Below are 16126 nucleotides of genomic sequence, written 5' to 3' on the forward strand. Positions count from 1 at the left end.
TTGAAATCCATTGGGTATAGCTAATGAGCTAAAAATCGTCCAATAGCCGTTCTTCCAGCAATTCAACCTGCTGTTGCAATTTATCCAAAAAGCGTAATTTACGGACGGTATCGGCTGCAATTGACCATTCAGCAACGTCTAGTTGTTGTTCCATCTGCTCACTGCGCGTTTTAATCATTTTATTCAAGCGAGATGAGAAACCAGACAGTGCTGTTTCTGGATCTGAACTGCGTTCAATAGCATCGAGTTCTTCACGCAATTCCAACTGTTGCATCAAGAAATCAGTATCCTGCATGGTGTGCTGTTCGCTGGACAGATTATACCCTTGCTGAGACAGCATATATTCCGCACGTTTCAGGGGATGTTTCAGCGTTTGGTAGCCAGCATTGATGGTAGCTGCTTGTTGAAGTGCCAGCGTTTTTTCACGTTCTGGCTGATTGGCAAAACGGTCAGGATGAAACTGTCGTTGCAATTCCTGATAACGGGTTGCCAACAGTTCACGGTCAATCGCATAACGCGCAGGCAGCCCAAATAAAGTAAAATAGTCCATAAGTTACTCTTGATTTCGCAAAGTGCGGAGTCAAAAAATGGGATTAAACGTTGAAACTTTCCCCACAGCCGCACTCGCTGGAAACATTGGGGTTGTTGAATTTAAAACCTTCATTCAGGCCTTCTTTCACAAAATCCAACTCAGTACCATCAAGGTAAAGGATGCTTTTACCATCAACGATAACTTTTACACCCTTATCTTCAAAAACTTGATCTTCTTCGTTAATCATGTCAACGAATTCAAGTACATATGCCATGCCAGAGCAGCCGGATGTTCTCACTCCCAAACGCAACCCGACACCTTTTCCTCGATTGTCAAGGAAGGTCAAAATACGCTGGGCTGCACTTTCTGTCAGGGAAATTGACATACAACACCTCACTATTAAAACCAGCAAAGGTGGATATTGAACCAATATCCACCAAAATTATTTTCTTCTTGTGAACCGTTTCGTGAAAAACATGCGTCTACAAAAGAAGGTATTCTATGAAAGAAGGCTACTTCGCCTGATGCTTGTTCTTGTAGTCAGCAATGGCTGCTTTAATCGCATCTTCTGCCAGAATAGAACAGTGAATTTTCACTGGTGGCAGCTCTAATTCATCTGCGATTTGCGTATTTTTAATAGCTTCAGCCTGATCCAGCGATTTTCCTTTCATCCACTCTGTTACCAAAGAGCTGGATGCAATCGCCGAGCCGCAGCCATAGGTTTTAAAACGGGCATCTTCAATGATACCTTCATCGTTAACCTTGATTTGCAGTCGCATGACGTCACCACAAGCAGGTGCACCTACCATGCCACTACCAACTGAAGGGTCTTCACTGTCGAATGAACCAACATTGCGTGGATTTTCGTAGTGATCAATTACTTTGTCGCTGTAAGCCATATCGTTACTCCTGAAACCGTCTGATTAATGATGAGACCATTCGATGGTGCTGATATCCACACCCTGCTTGAACATTTCCCACAATGGAGAAAGATCACGCAAGTGACCAATCGCGTTGTGAATCAACTTGATTGCATAGTCTATTTCTTCTTCTGTGGTAAAACGCCCCAAAGAGAAACGAATAGAACTGTGTGCCAGTTCATCATTCATGCCAAGTGCACGCAGGACATAAGAAGGCTCTAAACTTGCGGAGGTACATGCTGAACCCGAAGATACAGCCAAATCTTTTAGTGACATCATCAGTGATTCACCTTCAACATAGTTGAAGCTGACATTAAGAATATGCGGCGCACCCAGTTCTAAATCACCGTTCAGATAAACTTCTTCGATATCTTTGATGCCGTTCCACAAACGCAGGCGTAAAGCATGCAGACGTTCTGATTCTGATTCCAGTTCTTCTTTCGCGATACGGTATGCTTCACCCATACCTACTATCTGATGAACAGGTAATGTACCTGAACGCATACCACGCTCATGACCACCACCGTGCTGCTGTGATTCAATGCGCACACGAGGTTTGCGGCGAACATACAGTGCACCAATACCCATCGGCCCATAAAGTTTATGCGCAGAGAAAGACATCAGATCGACTTTCAGTTTGCTGAGGTCGATTGGCAATTTACCCACGCTTTGAGTGGCATCAACATGGAAAATAATGCCACGGCTGCGGCACATTTCGCCGATGGTCACGATATCCTGAACGATTCCGATTTCGTTATTGACGTGCATGATGGAAACCAGAATGGTGTCTTCACGCATGGTGGCTTCCAGCTCTTTCAGATCAATCATGCCATTGTTCATTGGCGCAAGGTAGGAGATCTCAAAACCTTCCCGCTCCAATTGACGGCAAGTATCTAAAACCGCTTTATGCTCAGTTTTGCTGGTAATAATGTGCTTGCCTTTTTTCTGATAAAATTTTGCAGCACCTTTAATAGCAAGATTGTCTGATTCAGTTGCACCTGAGGTAAATACGATTTCGCGCGGGTCTGCTCCGACTAAATCAGCAATTTGATTACGCGCAATATCCACCGCCTCTTCGGCCTGCCAGCCAAAACGGTGTGAACGGGAAGCTGGGTTACCAAAAACCCCGTCCATTGTCAGATAGTTCATCATCTTTTCAGCAACACGTGGATCGACTGGTGTTGTTGCTGAATAGTCCAAATAAATGGGTAATTTCATTGCTCACATGCTCCGTAAGACACTTTTAATACTTTTGTTTTACAATAAGTATTTGCTACAACAAGTATTTACCGTAAGGTTACGCCTGTAGGTTAACGTTAATCGTCTCTTGAAGTCTGCCGTTAGGCGCACGGCGTTTATCGCTGTCTTGGCGATCAGCAACATCTAACACTTCTTGATTATTCACTAATTCTTCTAAACTGATGCTGCTCAGGAAACTCGTGATACGATCACTGAGGTCACGCCACAATGCATGGGTCAAGCAACGATCGCCACCTTGACAACCTTCTTTCCCCTGGCAACGTGTGGCATCAACTGATTCATCAACAGCTGAAATAACTTCGGCAACGAAAATCTTGCTGGATTCCCTACCCAGTAAGTAACCGCCACCTGGACCACGGACGCTAGAAACCAGACCATTTTTACGCAGGCGGGAGAACAACTGCTCAAGATAGGAAAGTGAAATTCCCTGACGTTCAGAAATGTCGGCTAATGGAACCGGCCCTTCTTGTGAATGCAACGCCACATCTAGCATGGCAGTTACCGCATAACGTCCTTTTGATGTCAGTCTCATAACAAAAACTCCATGGTGAAATATGGTTCAAATTGTGGCATTCCTGAGTATTTTAGTCAACTATTTAACCTAGTAATTTGGTCAACTATTATTTGGCTGCCTTTTACCTTTTCACCGCCTACTTTCCGTATAATTTCAGTATATTACCTGATTTTTGCCGTATACCTTATGGATTACCATATTGTGCTAATACGTTATTACTGTCTGTGCCAAGGTTATTTTTTGGCCCATTTTTCCATGGATGTCAGTATACCACGCAGAATATTCAGTTCCTGAGTTTCAGGCCGAGCGCGGGTATAAAGCCGTCTTAGTCTGTTCATTATCTGACCCGGGTGTGCTTTGCGAATAAAGCCAGATGCGTCCAATACGCGTTCCAAATGTTGATAAAAACGCTCCATATCCTCGATTGTCGGATATTCTGCTTCATCATCTGGAGAAATTCTTTTATTGGGCGAAGCCTCTGCGTTTTTCTGTTGTTCCTGCCCCGCCAGAAATGCCATACGAATTTCATAACTCACCAATTGAACGGCCATAGCCAGATTCAATGAGCCATATTCTGGATTGGTTGGAATATAAAGATGGTAATTACACTTTTGCAGTTCTTCGTTCGTCAAACCCACACGCTCACGACCAAATACAATCGCAACCGGAGAGTGGCTGGCAGTTTTGACACAACGTTCACCACATTCACGCGGCTCAACCATCGGCCAAGACAAAGTGCGGGAACGGGCGCTGGTTCCGATGACCAGTTCACATCCGGCCAAGGCTTCATCCAATGTATTCACAATCTTGGCTGCGCCGATAACATCACTCGCACCGGCTGAAAGTGCAATCGCGTGAGAGTCAGGTTGAACAAGCGGATTTACCAGATACAGATTGGTTAACCCCATTGTTTTCATGGCCCTGGCAGCGGATCCCATGTTACCTGTATGGGATGTTTCTACCAGAATAATGCGGATATTCTCTAGCATGACGGCTTTTAAGTTCAGTATAAGAGCCGAATATCTTAACACAACATTATCCCTGCCGTCTTTCACAGCTTTGTTGGCGATTTGGCGGCAACTTGAAAGACGACAGGTATATACCCTATGGATTTCAAGGTGCATCGCGGTGGCAACGGAATGACAAATTCGTCGGGAACGAATTTGAACAGCCAAAGGCTGGCCCCCTGTGAGAGGCAGGAGCCTCTCATAATTCCCGGAAGCATAGATAACTATGTGACCGGGGTGAATGAGCGCAGCCAACAAAGAGGCAACTTGAAAGACGACGGGTATAGTTATTTTGAAAAACTACTGCTATACTGCGCGCCGATTTGTTTCCCGTTCTTTAACATCCTGTGGAAGATACCCATGCATCCGATGCTAAACATCGCTATACGCGCTGCGCGTAAAGCCGGCAACCATATTGCCAAAAGCTACGAAACCCCTAACGCCATTGAGGCGAGCCAAAAAGGCAGTAATGATTTCGTGACTAATGTTGACCGTGAAGCTGAAACGCTGATCATCGACATTATTCGTAAGTCTTACCCTAAACACACCATTATTACCGAAGAGAGCGGTGAGCACTTAGGTGAAGACAACGATATTCAATGGGTTATCGATCCACTGGATGGCACCACTAACTTTATCAAACGTCTCCCACATTTTTCTGTTTCCATTGCCGTGCGCATGAAAGGCCGCACTGAAGTGGCAGTGGTTTACGATCCAATGCGAAATGAGTTGTTCACCGCGACCCGTGGTCAGGGCGCTCAATTGAACGGCTATCGCCTGCGTGGCTCTAATGCCCGTGATTTGGATGGTACTGTTCTTGCAACCGGTTTCCCATTCAAAGCCAAGCAGCACAGCATCCCTTATATTAATGTAGTGGGTAAATTATTTGGCCGTTGTGCCGATTTCCGCCGCACAGGTTCTGCGGCATTGGATATGGCCTATGTTGCGGCTGGACGTGTCGATGGGTTCTTTGAAATTGGTTTAAAACCGTGGGATTTCTTGGGTGGTGAATTGCTGGTACGTGAATCCGGCTGCATTGTTACCGATTTTGTCGGTGGCCATAACTACCTCACTTCCGGCAACATCGTTGCAGGTAGCCCACGTGTTGTTAAAGATATTCTGTCTGAAATGCGTGAAGAATTAACGGAAGCTCTGAAGCGTTAATTTTTCAGCAGAACCACCTTAAATGAGGTGGTTTGTGCATAAGCAAGCCTCATGAAAAATAGTGGGGTTTGTTGTCTTTATCATCACATTTTCTTGTTTTTTCCTGCCCTTTTTGTTGCTTTGTTTCTGCCCTACCAAACGATTATTGCTACTTTCTTTATCAATATGATCGAGTCAATCATGGGGATGACCATTATTAAGATAATTAAAGAAACATGAATGGCTTATGGGTAAATTCGAAACCAATGGCGGTATCGACTTTGCGGGCCAGATGATGTTTTATTTGAGGCACGAGATCATCAAGTAACAACGCCTGGGAGAAGGAACTCTTAACATGGTGGCAAGCTCCGTCGGGTGAACGGAATTTGATTAAAACAAAGTGCCGGATAAAAAAACAGCACTTTGTCAATAATCTGAAACTCCGCTATTTAAGCGGAGTTTTTGACTATCTACAAACAACGTTCTGTTGTTTTTTGGTTCCTGATTTTTCAATCAGTGGGCATGAGCTTCCACTTTTGGTCTTATAAATAAAGCTGGAGCTGCGACGATCGCCATCATCCAAAATATGCCGCTGCCGATGCTTTCATACATAAAACCGGCAATGATGCTCATGACTGCAATACCGCCTCCCATTGCCAAGGCAGAATACGTTGCCTGTAACCGGATTATTTCGTTTTCTTTTCTGGCACCGATGAAACGCATCGCGGCTAAATGACAAACGGTAAACGAACCACAATGTAAAATTTGAATGATGATCAATGAATACAATTCGGTTGATGCCCCCATCAACCCCCAGCGCAGTACCCCACACACGGCAGACAACAAAAATAAGTTACGGGCGCTCCAACGGCGGAATAGTTTATTGCTGAAAGTGAAAACAATAACTTCTGCCACAACCCCTAATGACCAGAGATAACCAATGGCTGATGAAGAATAACCTGCGCTTTCCCAATAAATGGAGCCAAAGCTGTAATAACCCGCATGTGCAGCCTGTAATAACGTCACGCATATTAGAAATTGCCATACCGATTTTTCAGACAGAAGCTCCTTAAAAGAGACTGAATTGGTATTTGCTGATTTCATTTTGCCTACGGGCATAATTGAAGGTTTCAACATCATTCCCAATAACATGGCAGTGACACTGAAAATCAAAAAAGCCAAAATAATATGGTGCGTTCCAAACAAGTTACTGCCAACCCAACTATTCAGGCGGTCAAATGAGATATTCCACCCTAAGTTTAAGCTACTGATGGATAAATCTATTCCGTTGGAAGACATTAATATGCCTGTCAGTGAAGAGCTGATAACAAATGCAATTGAGCCCCAAACCCTGACTTTGCCATAATCAAACGGAAATTGTTTTTGCCATGTGCCTGCTAAGGCATCTGATAAAGGTATTAGTGGTGAGAAGAATAAGTTGAAGCAAATTATGACAAAGAAAAGCCACACCCAATAACTATTCATTGAGAACCCAATAGCAAAAAATAATGCCAATAACGAAAGGGTTCTCAACGCGTTAATTAATTTGGACGGGTCTTTTACCATAGGAGAAATGAATAGGCTGCCGAGAAAACGGGCGATCATCCCTGCCCCCAGTATTATGCCTATCATTGAAGGCTCAATACCTTCACCTTTTAACCACACAGACCAAAATGGCAGGAAAATGCCGAAAGAGAAAAAATAGGTGAAATAACTTAAGCCCAGCCAAAATGTTGATGGAACAACCATCCAAATGCCCCCACTTTCTATATGAAAAAACCCGCTCAAAACTATGGTTATGAGTCGGGCTTTAATTATCAATAACACCGTAGTGTTATTGATATTTTATTTTAATTTATGCGTAAACCGGGTATTTTGCGCAGATTGCCAGTACTTTTTGTTTCACGCTTTCAATGACGGATTCGTCATTGATGTTTTCTAACACGTCACAAATCCAACCTGCCAGTTCGCGGGTTTCAGCTTCTTTGAAGCCACGGCGAGTAATTGCCGGAGTACCGATACGAATGCCGGAAGTCACAAATGGGCTGCGAGGATCGTTAGGCACGCTGTTTTTGTTCACAGTGATATTGGCACGCCCCAAAGCCGCATCAGCGTCTTTACCGGTAATGTTTTTATCCACCAGATCCAGCAGGAACAGATGGTTTTCAGTTTCCCCAGAAACAACTTTATAGCCGCGTTGCAGGAATACATTGACCATCTCTTTGGCGTTTTTGGCGACTTGCTGCTGATAGACCTTAAATTCCGGCTCCATAGCTTCTTTCAGGGCGACGGCTTTACCGGCAATCACATGCATCAATGGGCCGCCTTGAGAGCCTGGGAAAACCGAGGAATTCAATTTCTTGTAGAGATCTTCATCACCGCCTTTCGCCAGAATCAGACCACCACGTGGGCCTGCCAGTGTTTTATGCGTTGTTGTCGTTACAACGTGGGCATGAGGAACTGGGTTTGGATAAACGCCTGCGGCTACCAAGCCAGCCACATGAGCCATGTCCACAAACAGGTAAGCACCAATTTCATCCGCAATTTCACGCATCTTCGCCCAATCAACCACACCGGAATAAGCAGAGAAGCCACCGATGATCATTTTTGGTTTATGTGTTTGCGCTTGGGTTCGGATATCGTCGTAATCGATTTTACCGCTGTCATCAATACCATAAGGCACGATGTTATAAAGTTTGCCAGAGAAGTTAACTGGAGAACCGTGAGTCAAATGACCGCCGTGTGCCAGATTCATCCCTAAAACAGTATCACCGGGTTGCAACAGCGCCATATACACTGCGGCATTTGCCTGAGAACCAGAGTGCGGCTGGACGTTGGCGTAATCGGCACCAAACAGTTCTTTTGCACGATCAATTGCCAACTGTTCTACCACATCGACATACTCACAACCACCGTAGTAACGCTTATTTGGGTAACCTTCGGCATACTTGTTAGTGAGCTGAGATCCTTGAGCCTGCATAACTCTTGGGCTGGTGTAGTTTTCAGAGGCAATCAATTCAATGTGTTCTTCTTGACGACAAACCTCCTGTTCCATCGCTTGCCACAGTTCGGGATCATAATTCGCAATATTCATTTCACGCTTTAACATTAGGTTCTCCTGACTCAGCTACATCTCTAAAAATCACCCCTGAGGGACAGAATGCCACACAGTGTAAACTCTTTTTCTCTAATGAGATAGTCTTGACAGAAGATTTTGCGCAAACGTTTGCATTGGCTATTAACTGCGGATGGAAGGATAAACTGCAAATAGCAGGACTGGCGATTTCAAATTTATCAAGAATATTTGTGATCTCAATCAAGGTTTATCGGCATTAAAATTTCAATTTATTGATTTATATCAAGATGATCTTCTTTTTTTGATTTGGTGTATTCCCAAGCCCAAAAAGATGCATTTAAAATGCAACTTATAAGTTCGAATGCCCACTGAGAAAAATTCGGGAGATCCCCATGCTAGACAGTCATGTTATTAACACAGTCAAATCCACCATTCCTTTGATAGTGTCTACCGGCCCGAAATTGACGGCCCATTTTTATGAACGCATGTTCAAGCATAACCCTGAATTAAAAGATATTTTCAACATGAGCCACCAAATGAATGGGGCCCAGCGTGAAGCACTTTTCAATGCACTGTGTGCCTACGCTTCCAACATTGATAACCTGTCCGCTCTGCTGCCCGCTGTGGAAAAAATCGCCCATAAACACGCAAGCCTGAATATTCAGCCTGAACATTACCAAATTGTAGGAACACACCTGCTGGCAACGATCGATGAAATGTTCCATCCCGGAGATGAAGTTCTCAATGCTTGGGGAAAAGCCTATGATGTGTTAGCCGGTGTCTTTATCAATCGGGAAGAAGAAATTTATCAGGATGGAGAATCCTTGGCCGGCGGTTGGCGTGGCGTGCGCCAATTCCGGGTCAAGCAAAAACGGCCGCAAAGCGATGTTATTACCAGTTTTGAATTTGTGCCTGTTGATGGCGGCAAAATCATGGATTACAAGCCCGGACAATACATCGGGATTTATCTGGATGATCCAGCATTTGAGAACCGTGAAATTCGCCAATATTCGCTGACAGGAGCGCCAAACAACACCAGCTATCAAATTGCCATTAAACGTGAGTTACAAGGCAAGGTTTCAAACCATATGCACGATAAAGTACATGAAGGCAGTATCGTGATGTTGGCGGCACCGCGCGGTGATTTTTTCCTTAATGTGCAAAAGAACACCCCGGTTACACTGATTTCCGCAGGCGTTGGTTTAACGCCCATGATGAGTATGCTCGAGCATTTATACAATCAAAACCATACGGGCACAGTAAATTGGTTCCACGCAGCAGAGCACGGTGGTTATCACGCATTTTCAGACAAAATTAATCAGATTTCCGATGCCATGCCCAACCTATATTCACAAGTTTGGTATCGTGAGCCAAGAGAGATAGATCAACCAAACACAGACTATCAGCACACCGGATTCATGGATTTATCTTTTGTAAAAGATTCACTCATGGCAGAAGGGATGCAATATTATTTCTGCGGGCCTGTCGCTTTCATGCAATATATCGCCAAACAGCTTCTGGCAATGGGCGTTGATGAACAACATATGCACTATGAATGCTTTGGCCCACACAAAGTGATTTAGCCTGCATTATTAATGAAGTTTCGTGAAGTAAGGCAGAAAAATCAAACATCTCCCCGCCCTAAAGAAATTGCCACAACAAGGACGGGGAGTGAGTTTATTTATCGAGTGACTGCGGTTGCCCCCACAGGAGCAGAGTTGATGACTGTTTTTCTCTAAATGGCTTCTTCGTCCTGCTCACCGGTGCGAATGCGCACAACACGGGCAACATCGAAAACAAAAATTTTGCCATCACCGATTTTACCCGTTTGTGCAATCTGCATGATTGTCTCGACACAGGTATCAACAAGATCATCCGGTACAACAATTTCTATTTTGACCTTTGGCAGAAAATCCACCATATACTCAGCACCGCGATAGAGTTCGGTATGCCCTTTCTGGCGACCAAACCCTTTTACTTCTGTCACAGTCATACCAGTGATACCCACTTCAGCCAGAGCTTCACGCACATCATCCAGCTTGAAAGGTTTGATAATTGCATCAATCTTTTTCATGAAGTTTTCCTGTTATTACCAGTTCTTACGCCCGAAACCAGAAGTAATCGGGTAGCGCCTGTCTTTCCCAAAGTCACGTTGTGAAATGCGTGGCCCGATAGGTGCCTGACGGCGTTTATATTCGTTGATGTCAACCAGACGGATCACCTTACGAACAATGGCTTCATCAAAACCCTCTGCCACCAAGCCAGCAACAGATTTGTCTTTTTCAACGTATCCCTCAAGAATTGCATCCAATATGTCATACGGCGGCAAGCTGTCTTGATCTAGCTGATCCGGTGCCAATTCCGCTGACGGTGGACGGTCAATCACACGCTGAGGAATCGCCGGGGATACTGTATTACGGTAATTCGATAATGCAAATACCATCGTTTTAGGCACGTCTTTCAACGCATTGAAACCACCGGCCATATCTCCATACAGAGTAGAATAACCTACCGCTGATTCACTTTTGTTACTGGTGGTCAGCACCAAGCGATGGCGTTTGTTTGACATCGCCATTAAGATAACCGCCCGGCAACGCGCCTGCAAATTCTCTTCTGTCGTGTCTTTTGCCGTTCCGGCAAATATTGGCTCAAGCTGTGTCATAAAGGCATCAAACATGGGTTCGATGGATACCACGTCAAATTCAACCCCCAGTAATTCCGCCTGTTCTCTCGCATCGTGGATACTCATTTCTGAGGTATAGCGGAATGGCATCATGACTGCTTGTACGTGGTCTTTACCCAATGCATCAACGGCAATTGCCAGCGTCAGCCCCGAATCAATTCCACCAGACAGGCCAAGCAGCGCCCCTTTAAAACCGTTTTTCTGGACATAATCCCGCACAGAAAGGACGAGTGCCTTATAAATTTGTGCAAGCGGTGGCAATTGAGGAACGGGATCCGCCATCAGTTCAATGTTCATATCATTGAAGCGGCATTGTTCAATCTGCTCTTCAAACGCAGCCATGCGATGGGTGACTTCACCATCGGCATCGAACACTTTGGAACAACCATCGAAGATAAGCTGGTCTTGCCCGCCAACCTGATTGAGGTAAATGATTGGCAACTGGGTACGCTGACAATGGTTTTTGATCAATGTACTGCGAATATTGGGTTTTTCACGATTATAAGGAGAGGCATTAATCGAGAGAATCATTTCAGCGCCAGCTTTTTTCAGGGCATCAACCGGAGCATCAAACCATAAATCTTCACAAATCAGTAAGCCCAAATTATAACCTTTGAAAGGTATAACACAGTTTTGCTGACCTGCTTCGAAATAACGTTCTTCATCAAAAACGCCATAGTTAGGCAATAACTGCTTGAAATAACGGGCGACAATCTCCCCCTTCCAAAACAGAGACAGGGCATTGTAGGTTTTGCCATCCTGCTGCCACGGGTGTCCAACCAAAATACCGACCTGAGAACTCGCTTTCTGCAAACGTATTAATTGTTCACGACAGCGCTCATGAAAATCAAGACGGAACAATAAGTCTTCTGGAAAATAACCGGATAGTGCCAGTTCAGAAAACATCACCAGATCAGCCCCCTTAGTTTGCTGATCCTGTACTGTCTGCAACATACGTTCAGTGTTGCCTTCAATGTCTCCCACCAGCCAATTTAACTGTGCAAGACCAATATTAAGAGTACGACTCATAGAATGCGGCTCTCCTACGCCATAATTCACCTACCTGTCTTGCTTAGCCTGAACGAGCCAGCAAGGCAGTGCTGCATCCCTTTATCTTCCAAATTACAGCTTCATTAACTGCGACTCGAAATCCAGCGGGTATACAATTTTTATTCAGTGTAAGAATATCTGAAACAAGAAGAAAAGTTACTCTTTAAAATCGCTGGCATCCAGTTCATGGCGAGCCAACAATTTATAAAATTCAGTCCGGTTTCGCCCTGCCATGCGGGCAGCATGCGTTACATTGCCTTTGGTTATTTGCAGTAATTTACGCAGGTAGTTCAGTTCAAATTGCCCACGCGCCTCCACAAATGTTGGCAACGCTGTATTTTCCCCTTCCAGCGCCTGTGTCACCAAAGCATCACTAATGACCGGCGCCGTCGTCAACGCGACACATTGCTCAATAACGTTAACTAATTGGCGGACATTACCCGGCCAACTTGCTGCCATCAGGCATTTCATGGCATTAGTGGAAAAACTGCGGACAAAAGGCTTATGGCGCTTGGCAGATACGCGTAACAAGTGGTTAGCCAATAGCGGGATATCTTCTGCACGTTCATTCAATGCAGGAATTTTCAGATTAACGACATTCAATCGATAGTAGAGATCTTCACGGAATTCATTCCGCTGCATCGCTTTTGGCAAATCACGGTGGGTAGCCGAAATAATCCTGACATCAATATCGACATCGCGGTTGCTTCCCAGTGGGCGAACCTTACGCTCCTGCAATACTCTCAATAACTTAACTTGCAGAGCCAAAGGCATATCACCTATTTCATCAAGGAATAACGTTCCGCCCTGAGCTGCCAGAAACAACCCTTCCCGGCTACTGACCGCACCGGTAAATGCCCCTTTGGCATGACCAAATAATTCAGATTCAAGCAGTTGTTCAGGTAAGGCACCACAGTTAATCGCAATAAACGGTTTTTTGGCCCGGGGGCTTGCGCGATGAATGGCCTGGGCCAGTACTTCTTTACCCGTTCCGCTTTGGCCGTTAATCAGAACACTGACATCTGATTGGGCAACCATCTTTGCCTGCTCCAATAAACGCAACATCAGAGGGCTGCGAGTGACAATTTGCTCGCTCCATTGCCCATCAATGGCAGGCGTTGATAATTCCAACGCATCATCTATCGCTTTATAAAGCGCATCGCGATCTACCGGCTTTGTCAGAAAACTGAATACGCCCTGCTGGGTTGCTGCCACTGCATCAGGGATAGAGCCATGCGCGGTCAGGATAATGACAGGCATGCCAGGATGCTGTTTCTGGATTTCGGCGAACAGCGCCATGCCATCCATTTCATCCATGCGCAAATCGCTTATCACCAAATCGACTTTTTCTTTCGTCAATATGCGTAACGCTTCATGCCCACTCTCTGCAGTCGTGACACGAAAGCCTTCACTGGTCAGACGCATTCCCAATAATTTTAGCAAGCCGGGATCATCATCAACTAAGAGAAGATGGGCGGGATTGCGCACTGTCATTATTGTTTGACTCCTGTTTCTTCTGGGGAGTGAGTTTCTTCTTTATGTTCCCCATTTATGGCTGGTTTGTCTTCCGGTGTTGGTTGGCTGGATGAAGAACCTGCATCGTTTATCTGCCCTGCATCATCCGGGTGGGCAACATTGCTTTGCTCTTGTTTGCGAGAGGAAAGTTGACGTTCTATATCTGTCAGATTTTCCAGTTTGCGTGATATTAAACTAAGTTCATATTCTAAGCGTGCCCGAGTGTCTTTCAGGCGATCGATCTTGCTATCACTGTCGAGCTGGAATCGCTGAAACTTAATACGTTCTTCGGCGAGATTGATTTTCAGGTATTGCTGTTCACGCCATAATTGCAACAAGGGCCGCAATGACACCGGGAACTGAGCGCTATACCGATTGATGTTTTCGATAATTCTCTTGCGTTCTGCCAATGTCGGCGAAGCACGATTAATCAGAATACTCTGCTTAAATACCTGCGACCAGGTAGCCAAAGCAAAATATTTTGCCATCTCGCGCGCATCCGCCACAGGCAGCCTATCCGTACAATCTGTAAACCTCAGCCAATACAGCCCATTTTCCATTGCCGCAGGTTTTGATATATCCCAGATTAAGTCACAATCCTTAAGACGATAATCCGTGACAGTCTGCTCCGGCAGGATAGCTTGTGCAATTGCTGTTAAATTATCTGCTCCGCCAGTTTTAGCACACCCGATCAATAAAGAGGGAACAAGCAATAACAACACAGCACGGAAACGCAAAATTGAAGCACATGCCCGAAGTGGCTGCATGACAGCCATTTTGTTTACTGGCCGAATCTCAATCTTTTGTTGTTCCGTTTTCGTCATAAAGTGATTAATAAACCTGTTATACATATTATTCAGTTATTCTCTGCGGTAAATGGCAGTTCAATTCGAAAACATACGTCAGCAAACTCGGATTTTATCAAATGAAGTTCTCCCCCCATCTGTTTAATACAATCTTGTGCAATGCTCAAGCCAAGCCCACTTCCCTTCACTGCACCTTTGCGCTGAAGTTTCCCTTGGTAAAATGGCTCAAAAATCATGGTCTGTTCTACTTCAGGAATCGGTGTTCCAGTGTTGGCGATGTCAATTTGAAGATTTTTCCCCATTTGCCGACTAGAAATCCAAATGTTACCGGATTCAGCGCCATAGTGCACTGCATTGGAGTAGAGATTATCAATCACTTTAGTTAATAAATTAGGTTCAGCCCAACAAATTTCCATATCCAATTGAATTTTTGTATGAATATTTTTTGTGCGAGCCGGCAATTGGTGTGACAGCACCACGCCATCTACAATTTCTTTCAAGGGTACAATTTGGTGTTCCGCAGCACCATCAGCCAGTTTCCGGTTATATTCGAGCAATTGTTCAATAAGTCGTTGTAAATGCTTACTGCTGCTGTCCAAAATACCTACAACTTCTTTTTGCTCTATCGTCAGCGGCCCTGCAATTTCATCCGCCAACAATTCCGTTCCTTCACGCATACTTGCCAACGGGGTTTTCAATTCATGGGAAATATGGCGCAAGAATTCATGGCGCTGGGATTCCAGCCAAGATAGACGCTCACTCAACCAAATAATGCGCTGTGCCAGCGATCGCAACTCCCGTGGCCCTTTAAAAAACTCAATCTGGTTTTCTAATGAATGCCCTTCGCCCAATCGGTTGATCATCCGTTCGATGCGCTTCACTGGCCCGATAATCATACGCGTAAATAAGGCAATTAAGAACGCACTTAACAGAAACAGAATAAGACTCTGCCAACCGAAAAACTGCCCTTTATCCGCAATCGCTTTTTGCAGTTGTTCACCCCGGCTGAAAATGATGTTTCGAGTTTCTTGTACCAAGAGATTATTGGCGGTAGAGAATTCTTCAAGCCGCTTGGAGGTCTCGGGCTCAGGAACGCCGTTGCTACAGGAAATTTTGGTGAGGCCAGCCAATAGGTCGTTAAACTTTTTTGTGTACTCTGTATTCGCCAGCAACATTATCTGGTTATCCAGCATATTCACGTATTTCTGGTATTGGCGTTGATAAAGTTGCTCCAGCCTGGCATCCCCCAATACACAGTATTGGCGGTAACTACGCTCCATCTCAAGGGCAACACCTATCATCGCTTCACTGCGACGGGCATCAGCCAGAGTTGAGCGATTAATTTCTGCGGCTTGGGTACTGAGCTGGTCAAGGCTTTGATAAGCCTGATAAGCCAATACCAATAATGGCAATAATACGAGCCAAAAAGCCATAACGACCAATTGGCGCAGTGAGCGGGGAAATAAACGCCATTTTTTCAAAGAAATCATCTTATAACCTGTAATTACATTGATGCTGACCGACATAAAATGGCGAAACAATTTGCCAGATAATGAGCCCTGAAATAACGCTTTCTTTTCTTATGTTGGAAATGGTCGAAAACAGGAGACTACTAGAAAT

At 44.8% G+C, this 16126-nt stretch carries 16 protein-coding genes; 3 read left to right on the forward strand and 13 right to left on the reverse strand.

Annotation, left to right across the window (positions count from 1 at the left end):
- Positions 1-28: 28 nt before the first annotated feature.
- The 6 genes from hscB to trmJ all read right to left on the reverse strand — a co-directional run bounded on the left by hscB (position 29) and on the right by trmJ (position 4215).
- On the reverse strand, positions 29-550 hold the full coding sequence (gene hscB / locus FE392_RS17575) for a co-chaperone HscB (protein ID WP_319931466.1): 522 nt from the start codon (positions 548-550) through the stop codon (positions 29-31).
- Positions 551-593: 43 nt separating this feature from the next.
- Positions 594-917 (reverse strand): iron-sulfur cluster assembly protein IscA, encoded by a 324-nt coding sequence (iscA, locus tag FE392_RS17580; protein WP_319931467.1) that lies wholly within the window; start codon positions 915-917, stop codon positions 594-596.
- 127 nt (positions 918-1044) lie between these two features.
- The gene (iscU, locus tag FE392_RS17585) at positions 1045-1431 is read right to left on the reverse strand and encodes a Fe-S cluster assembly scaffold IscU (RefSeq protein WP_319931468.1); all 387 of its coding nucleotides are present in this window, start codon (positions 1429-1431) and stop codon (positions 1045-1047) included.
- Positions 1432-1455: 24 nt separating this feature from the next.
- Positions 1456-2670 carry an IscS subfamily cysteine desulfurase gene (locus FE392_RS17590; protein ID WP_319931469.1) on the reverse strand — a complete coding sequence of 405 codons (1215 nt, stop codon included), beginning with the start codon at positions 2668-2670 and terminating at the stop codon, positions 1456-1458.
- Between the two features lie 79 nt (positions 2671-2749).
- Positions 2750-3244 (reverse strand): Fe-S cluster assembly transcriptional regulator IscR, encoded by a 495-nt coding sequence (gene iscR, locus FE392_RS17595; protein ID WP_092507764.1) that lies wholly within the window; start codon positions 3242-3244, stop codon positions 2750-2752.
- A gap of 215 nt (positions 3245-3459) precedes the next feature.
- On the reverse strand, positions 3460-4215 hold the full coding sequence (trmJ, locus tag FE392_RS17600; RefSeq protein WP_319931511.1) for a tRNA (cytosine(32)/uridine(32)-2'-O)-methyltransferase TrmJ: 756 nt from the start codon (positions 4213-4215) through the stop codon (positions 3460-3462).
- Positions 4216-4593: 378 nt separating this feature from the next.
- Between trmJ and suhB the strand changes: the two genes are divergently transcribed.
- Complete coding sequence (gene suhB / locus FE392_RS17605) at positions 4594-5397, forward strand: inositol-1-monophosphatase (RefSeq protein WP_319931512.1); 804 nt, start codon at positions 4594-4596, stop codon at positions 5395-5397.
- A gap of 492 nt (positions 5398-5889) precedes the next feature.
- Here suhB and FE392_RS17610 read toward each other — a convergent pair whose 3' ends face one another.
- Together FE392_RS17610 and glyA are read right to left on the reverse strand one after the other, a co-directional pair.
- Positions 5890-7125 (reverse strand): 3-phenylpropionate MFS transporter, encoded by a 1236-nt coding sequence (locus tag FE392_RS17610; protein WP_319931470.1) that lies wholly within the window; start codon positions 7123-7125, stop codon positions 5890-5892.
- 106 nt (positions 7126-7231) lie between these two features.
- On the reverse strand, positions 7232-8485 hold the full coding sequence (glyA, locus tag FE392_RS17615; protein WP_319931471.1) for a serine hydroxymethyltransferase: 1254 nt from the start codon (positions 8483-8485) through the stop codon (positions 7232-7234).
- A gap of 359 nt (positions 8486-8844) precedes the next feature.
- On the opposite strand from glyA, the gene hmpA reads away from it, so the two are divergent.
- Both hmpA and FE392_RS17625 read left to right on the forward strand, forming a co-directional pair.
- Positions 8845-10035 carry an NO-inducible flavohemoprotein gene (gene hmpA / locus FE392_RS17620; protein ID WP_319931472.1) on the forward strand — a complete coding sequence of 397 codons (1191 nt, stop codon included), beginning with the start codon at positions 8845-8847 and terminating at the stop codon, positions 10033-10035.
- 12 nt (positions 10036-10047) lie between these two features.
- Positions 10048-10191: a hypothetical protein gene (locus FE392_RS17625; RefSeq protein WP_319931473.1), complete on the forward strand. Its 144-nt coding sequence runs from the start codon at positions 10048-10050 to the stop codon at positions 10189-10191.
- Here FE392_RS17625 and glnB read toward each other — a convergent pair.
- The 5 genes from glnB to FE392_RS17650 form a co-directional block, all read right to left on the reverse strand.
- A complete protein-coding gene (glnB, locus tag FE392_RS17630; RefSeq protein WP_086113167.1) occupies positions 10188-10526 on the reverse strand; it encodes a nitrogen regulatory protein P-II in 339 nt (112 codons plus the stop codon). The two genes, FE392_RS17625 and glnB, sit on opposite strands and share 4 nt — an antisense overlap.
- Positions 10527-10541: 15 nt before the next feature.
- On the reverse strand, positions 10542-12164 hold the full coding sequence (locus FE392_RS17635; RefSeq protein ID WP_319931474.1) for an NAD+ synthase: 1623 nt from the start codon (positions 12162-12164) through the stop codon (positions 10542-10544).
- A gap of 177 nt (positions 12165-12341) precedes the next feature.
- A complete protein-coding gene (glrR, locus tag FE392_RS17640) occupies positions 12342-13679 on the reverse strand; it encodes a two-component system response regulator GlrR (protein WP_319931475.1) in 1338 nt (445 codons plus the stop codon).
- A complete protein-coding gene (qseG, locus tag FE392_RS17645; protein ID WP_319931476.1) occupies positions 13679-14524 on the reverse strand; it encodes a two-component system QseEF-associated lipoprotein QseG in 846 nt (281 codons plus the stop codon). Before qseG ends, glrR begins: the two co-directional genes overlap by 1 nt.
- 32 nt (positions 14525-14556) lie before the next feature.
- Positions 14557-15996 (reverse strand): sensor histidine kinase, encoded by a 1440-nt coding sequence (locus FE392_RS17650; protein WP_319931477.1) that lies wholly within the window; start codon positions 15994-15996, stop codon positions 14557-14559.
- Between the last annotated feature and the right edge of the window lie 130 nt (positions 15997-16126).

Origin of the sequence: Xenorhabdus santafensis (genome assembly GCF_033949405.1) — a bacterium.
In the GTDB taxonomy this organism is placed as follows: Bacteria; Pseudomonadota; Gammaproteobacteria; order Enterobacterales; family Enterobacteriaceae; genus Xenorhabdus; species Xenorhabdus santafensis.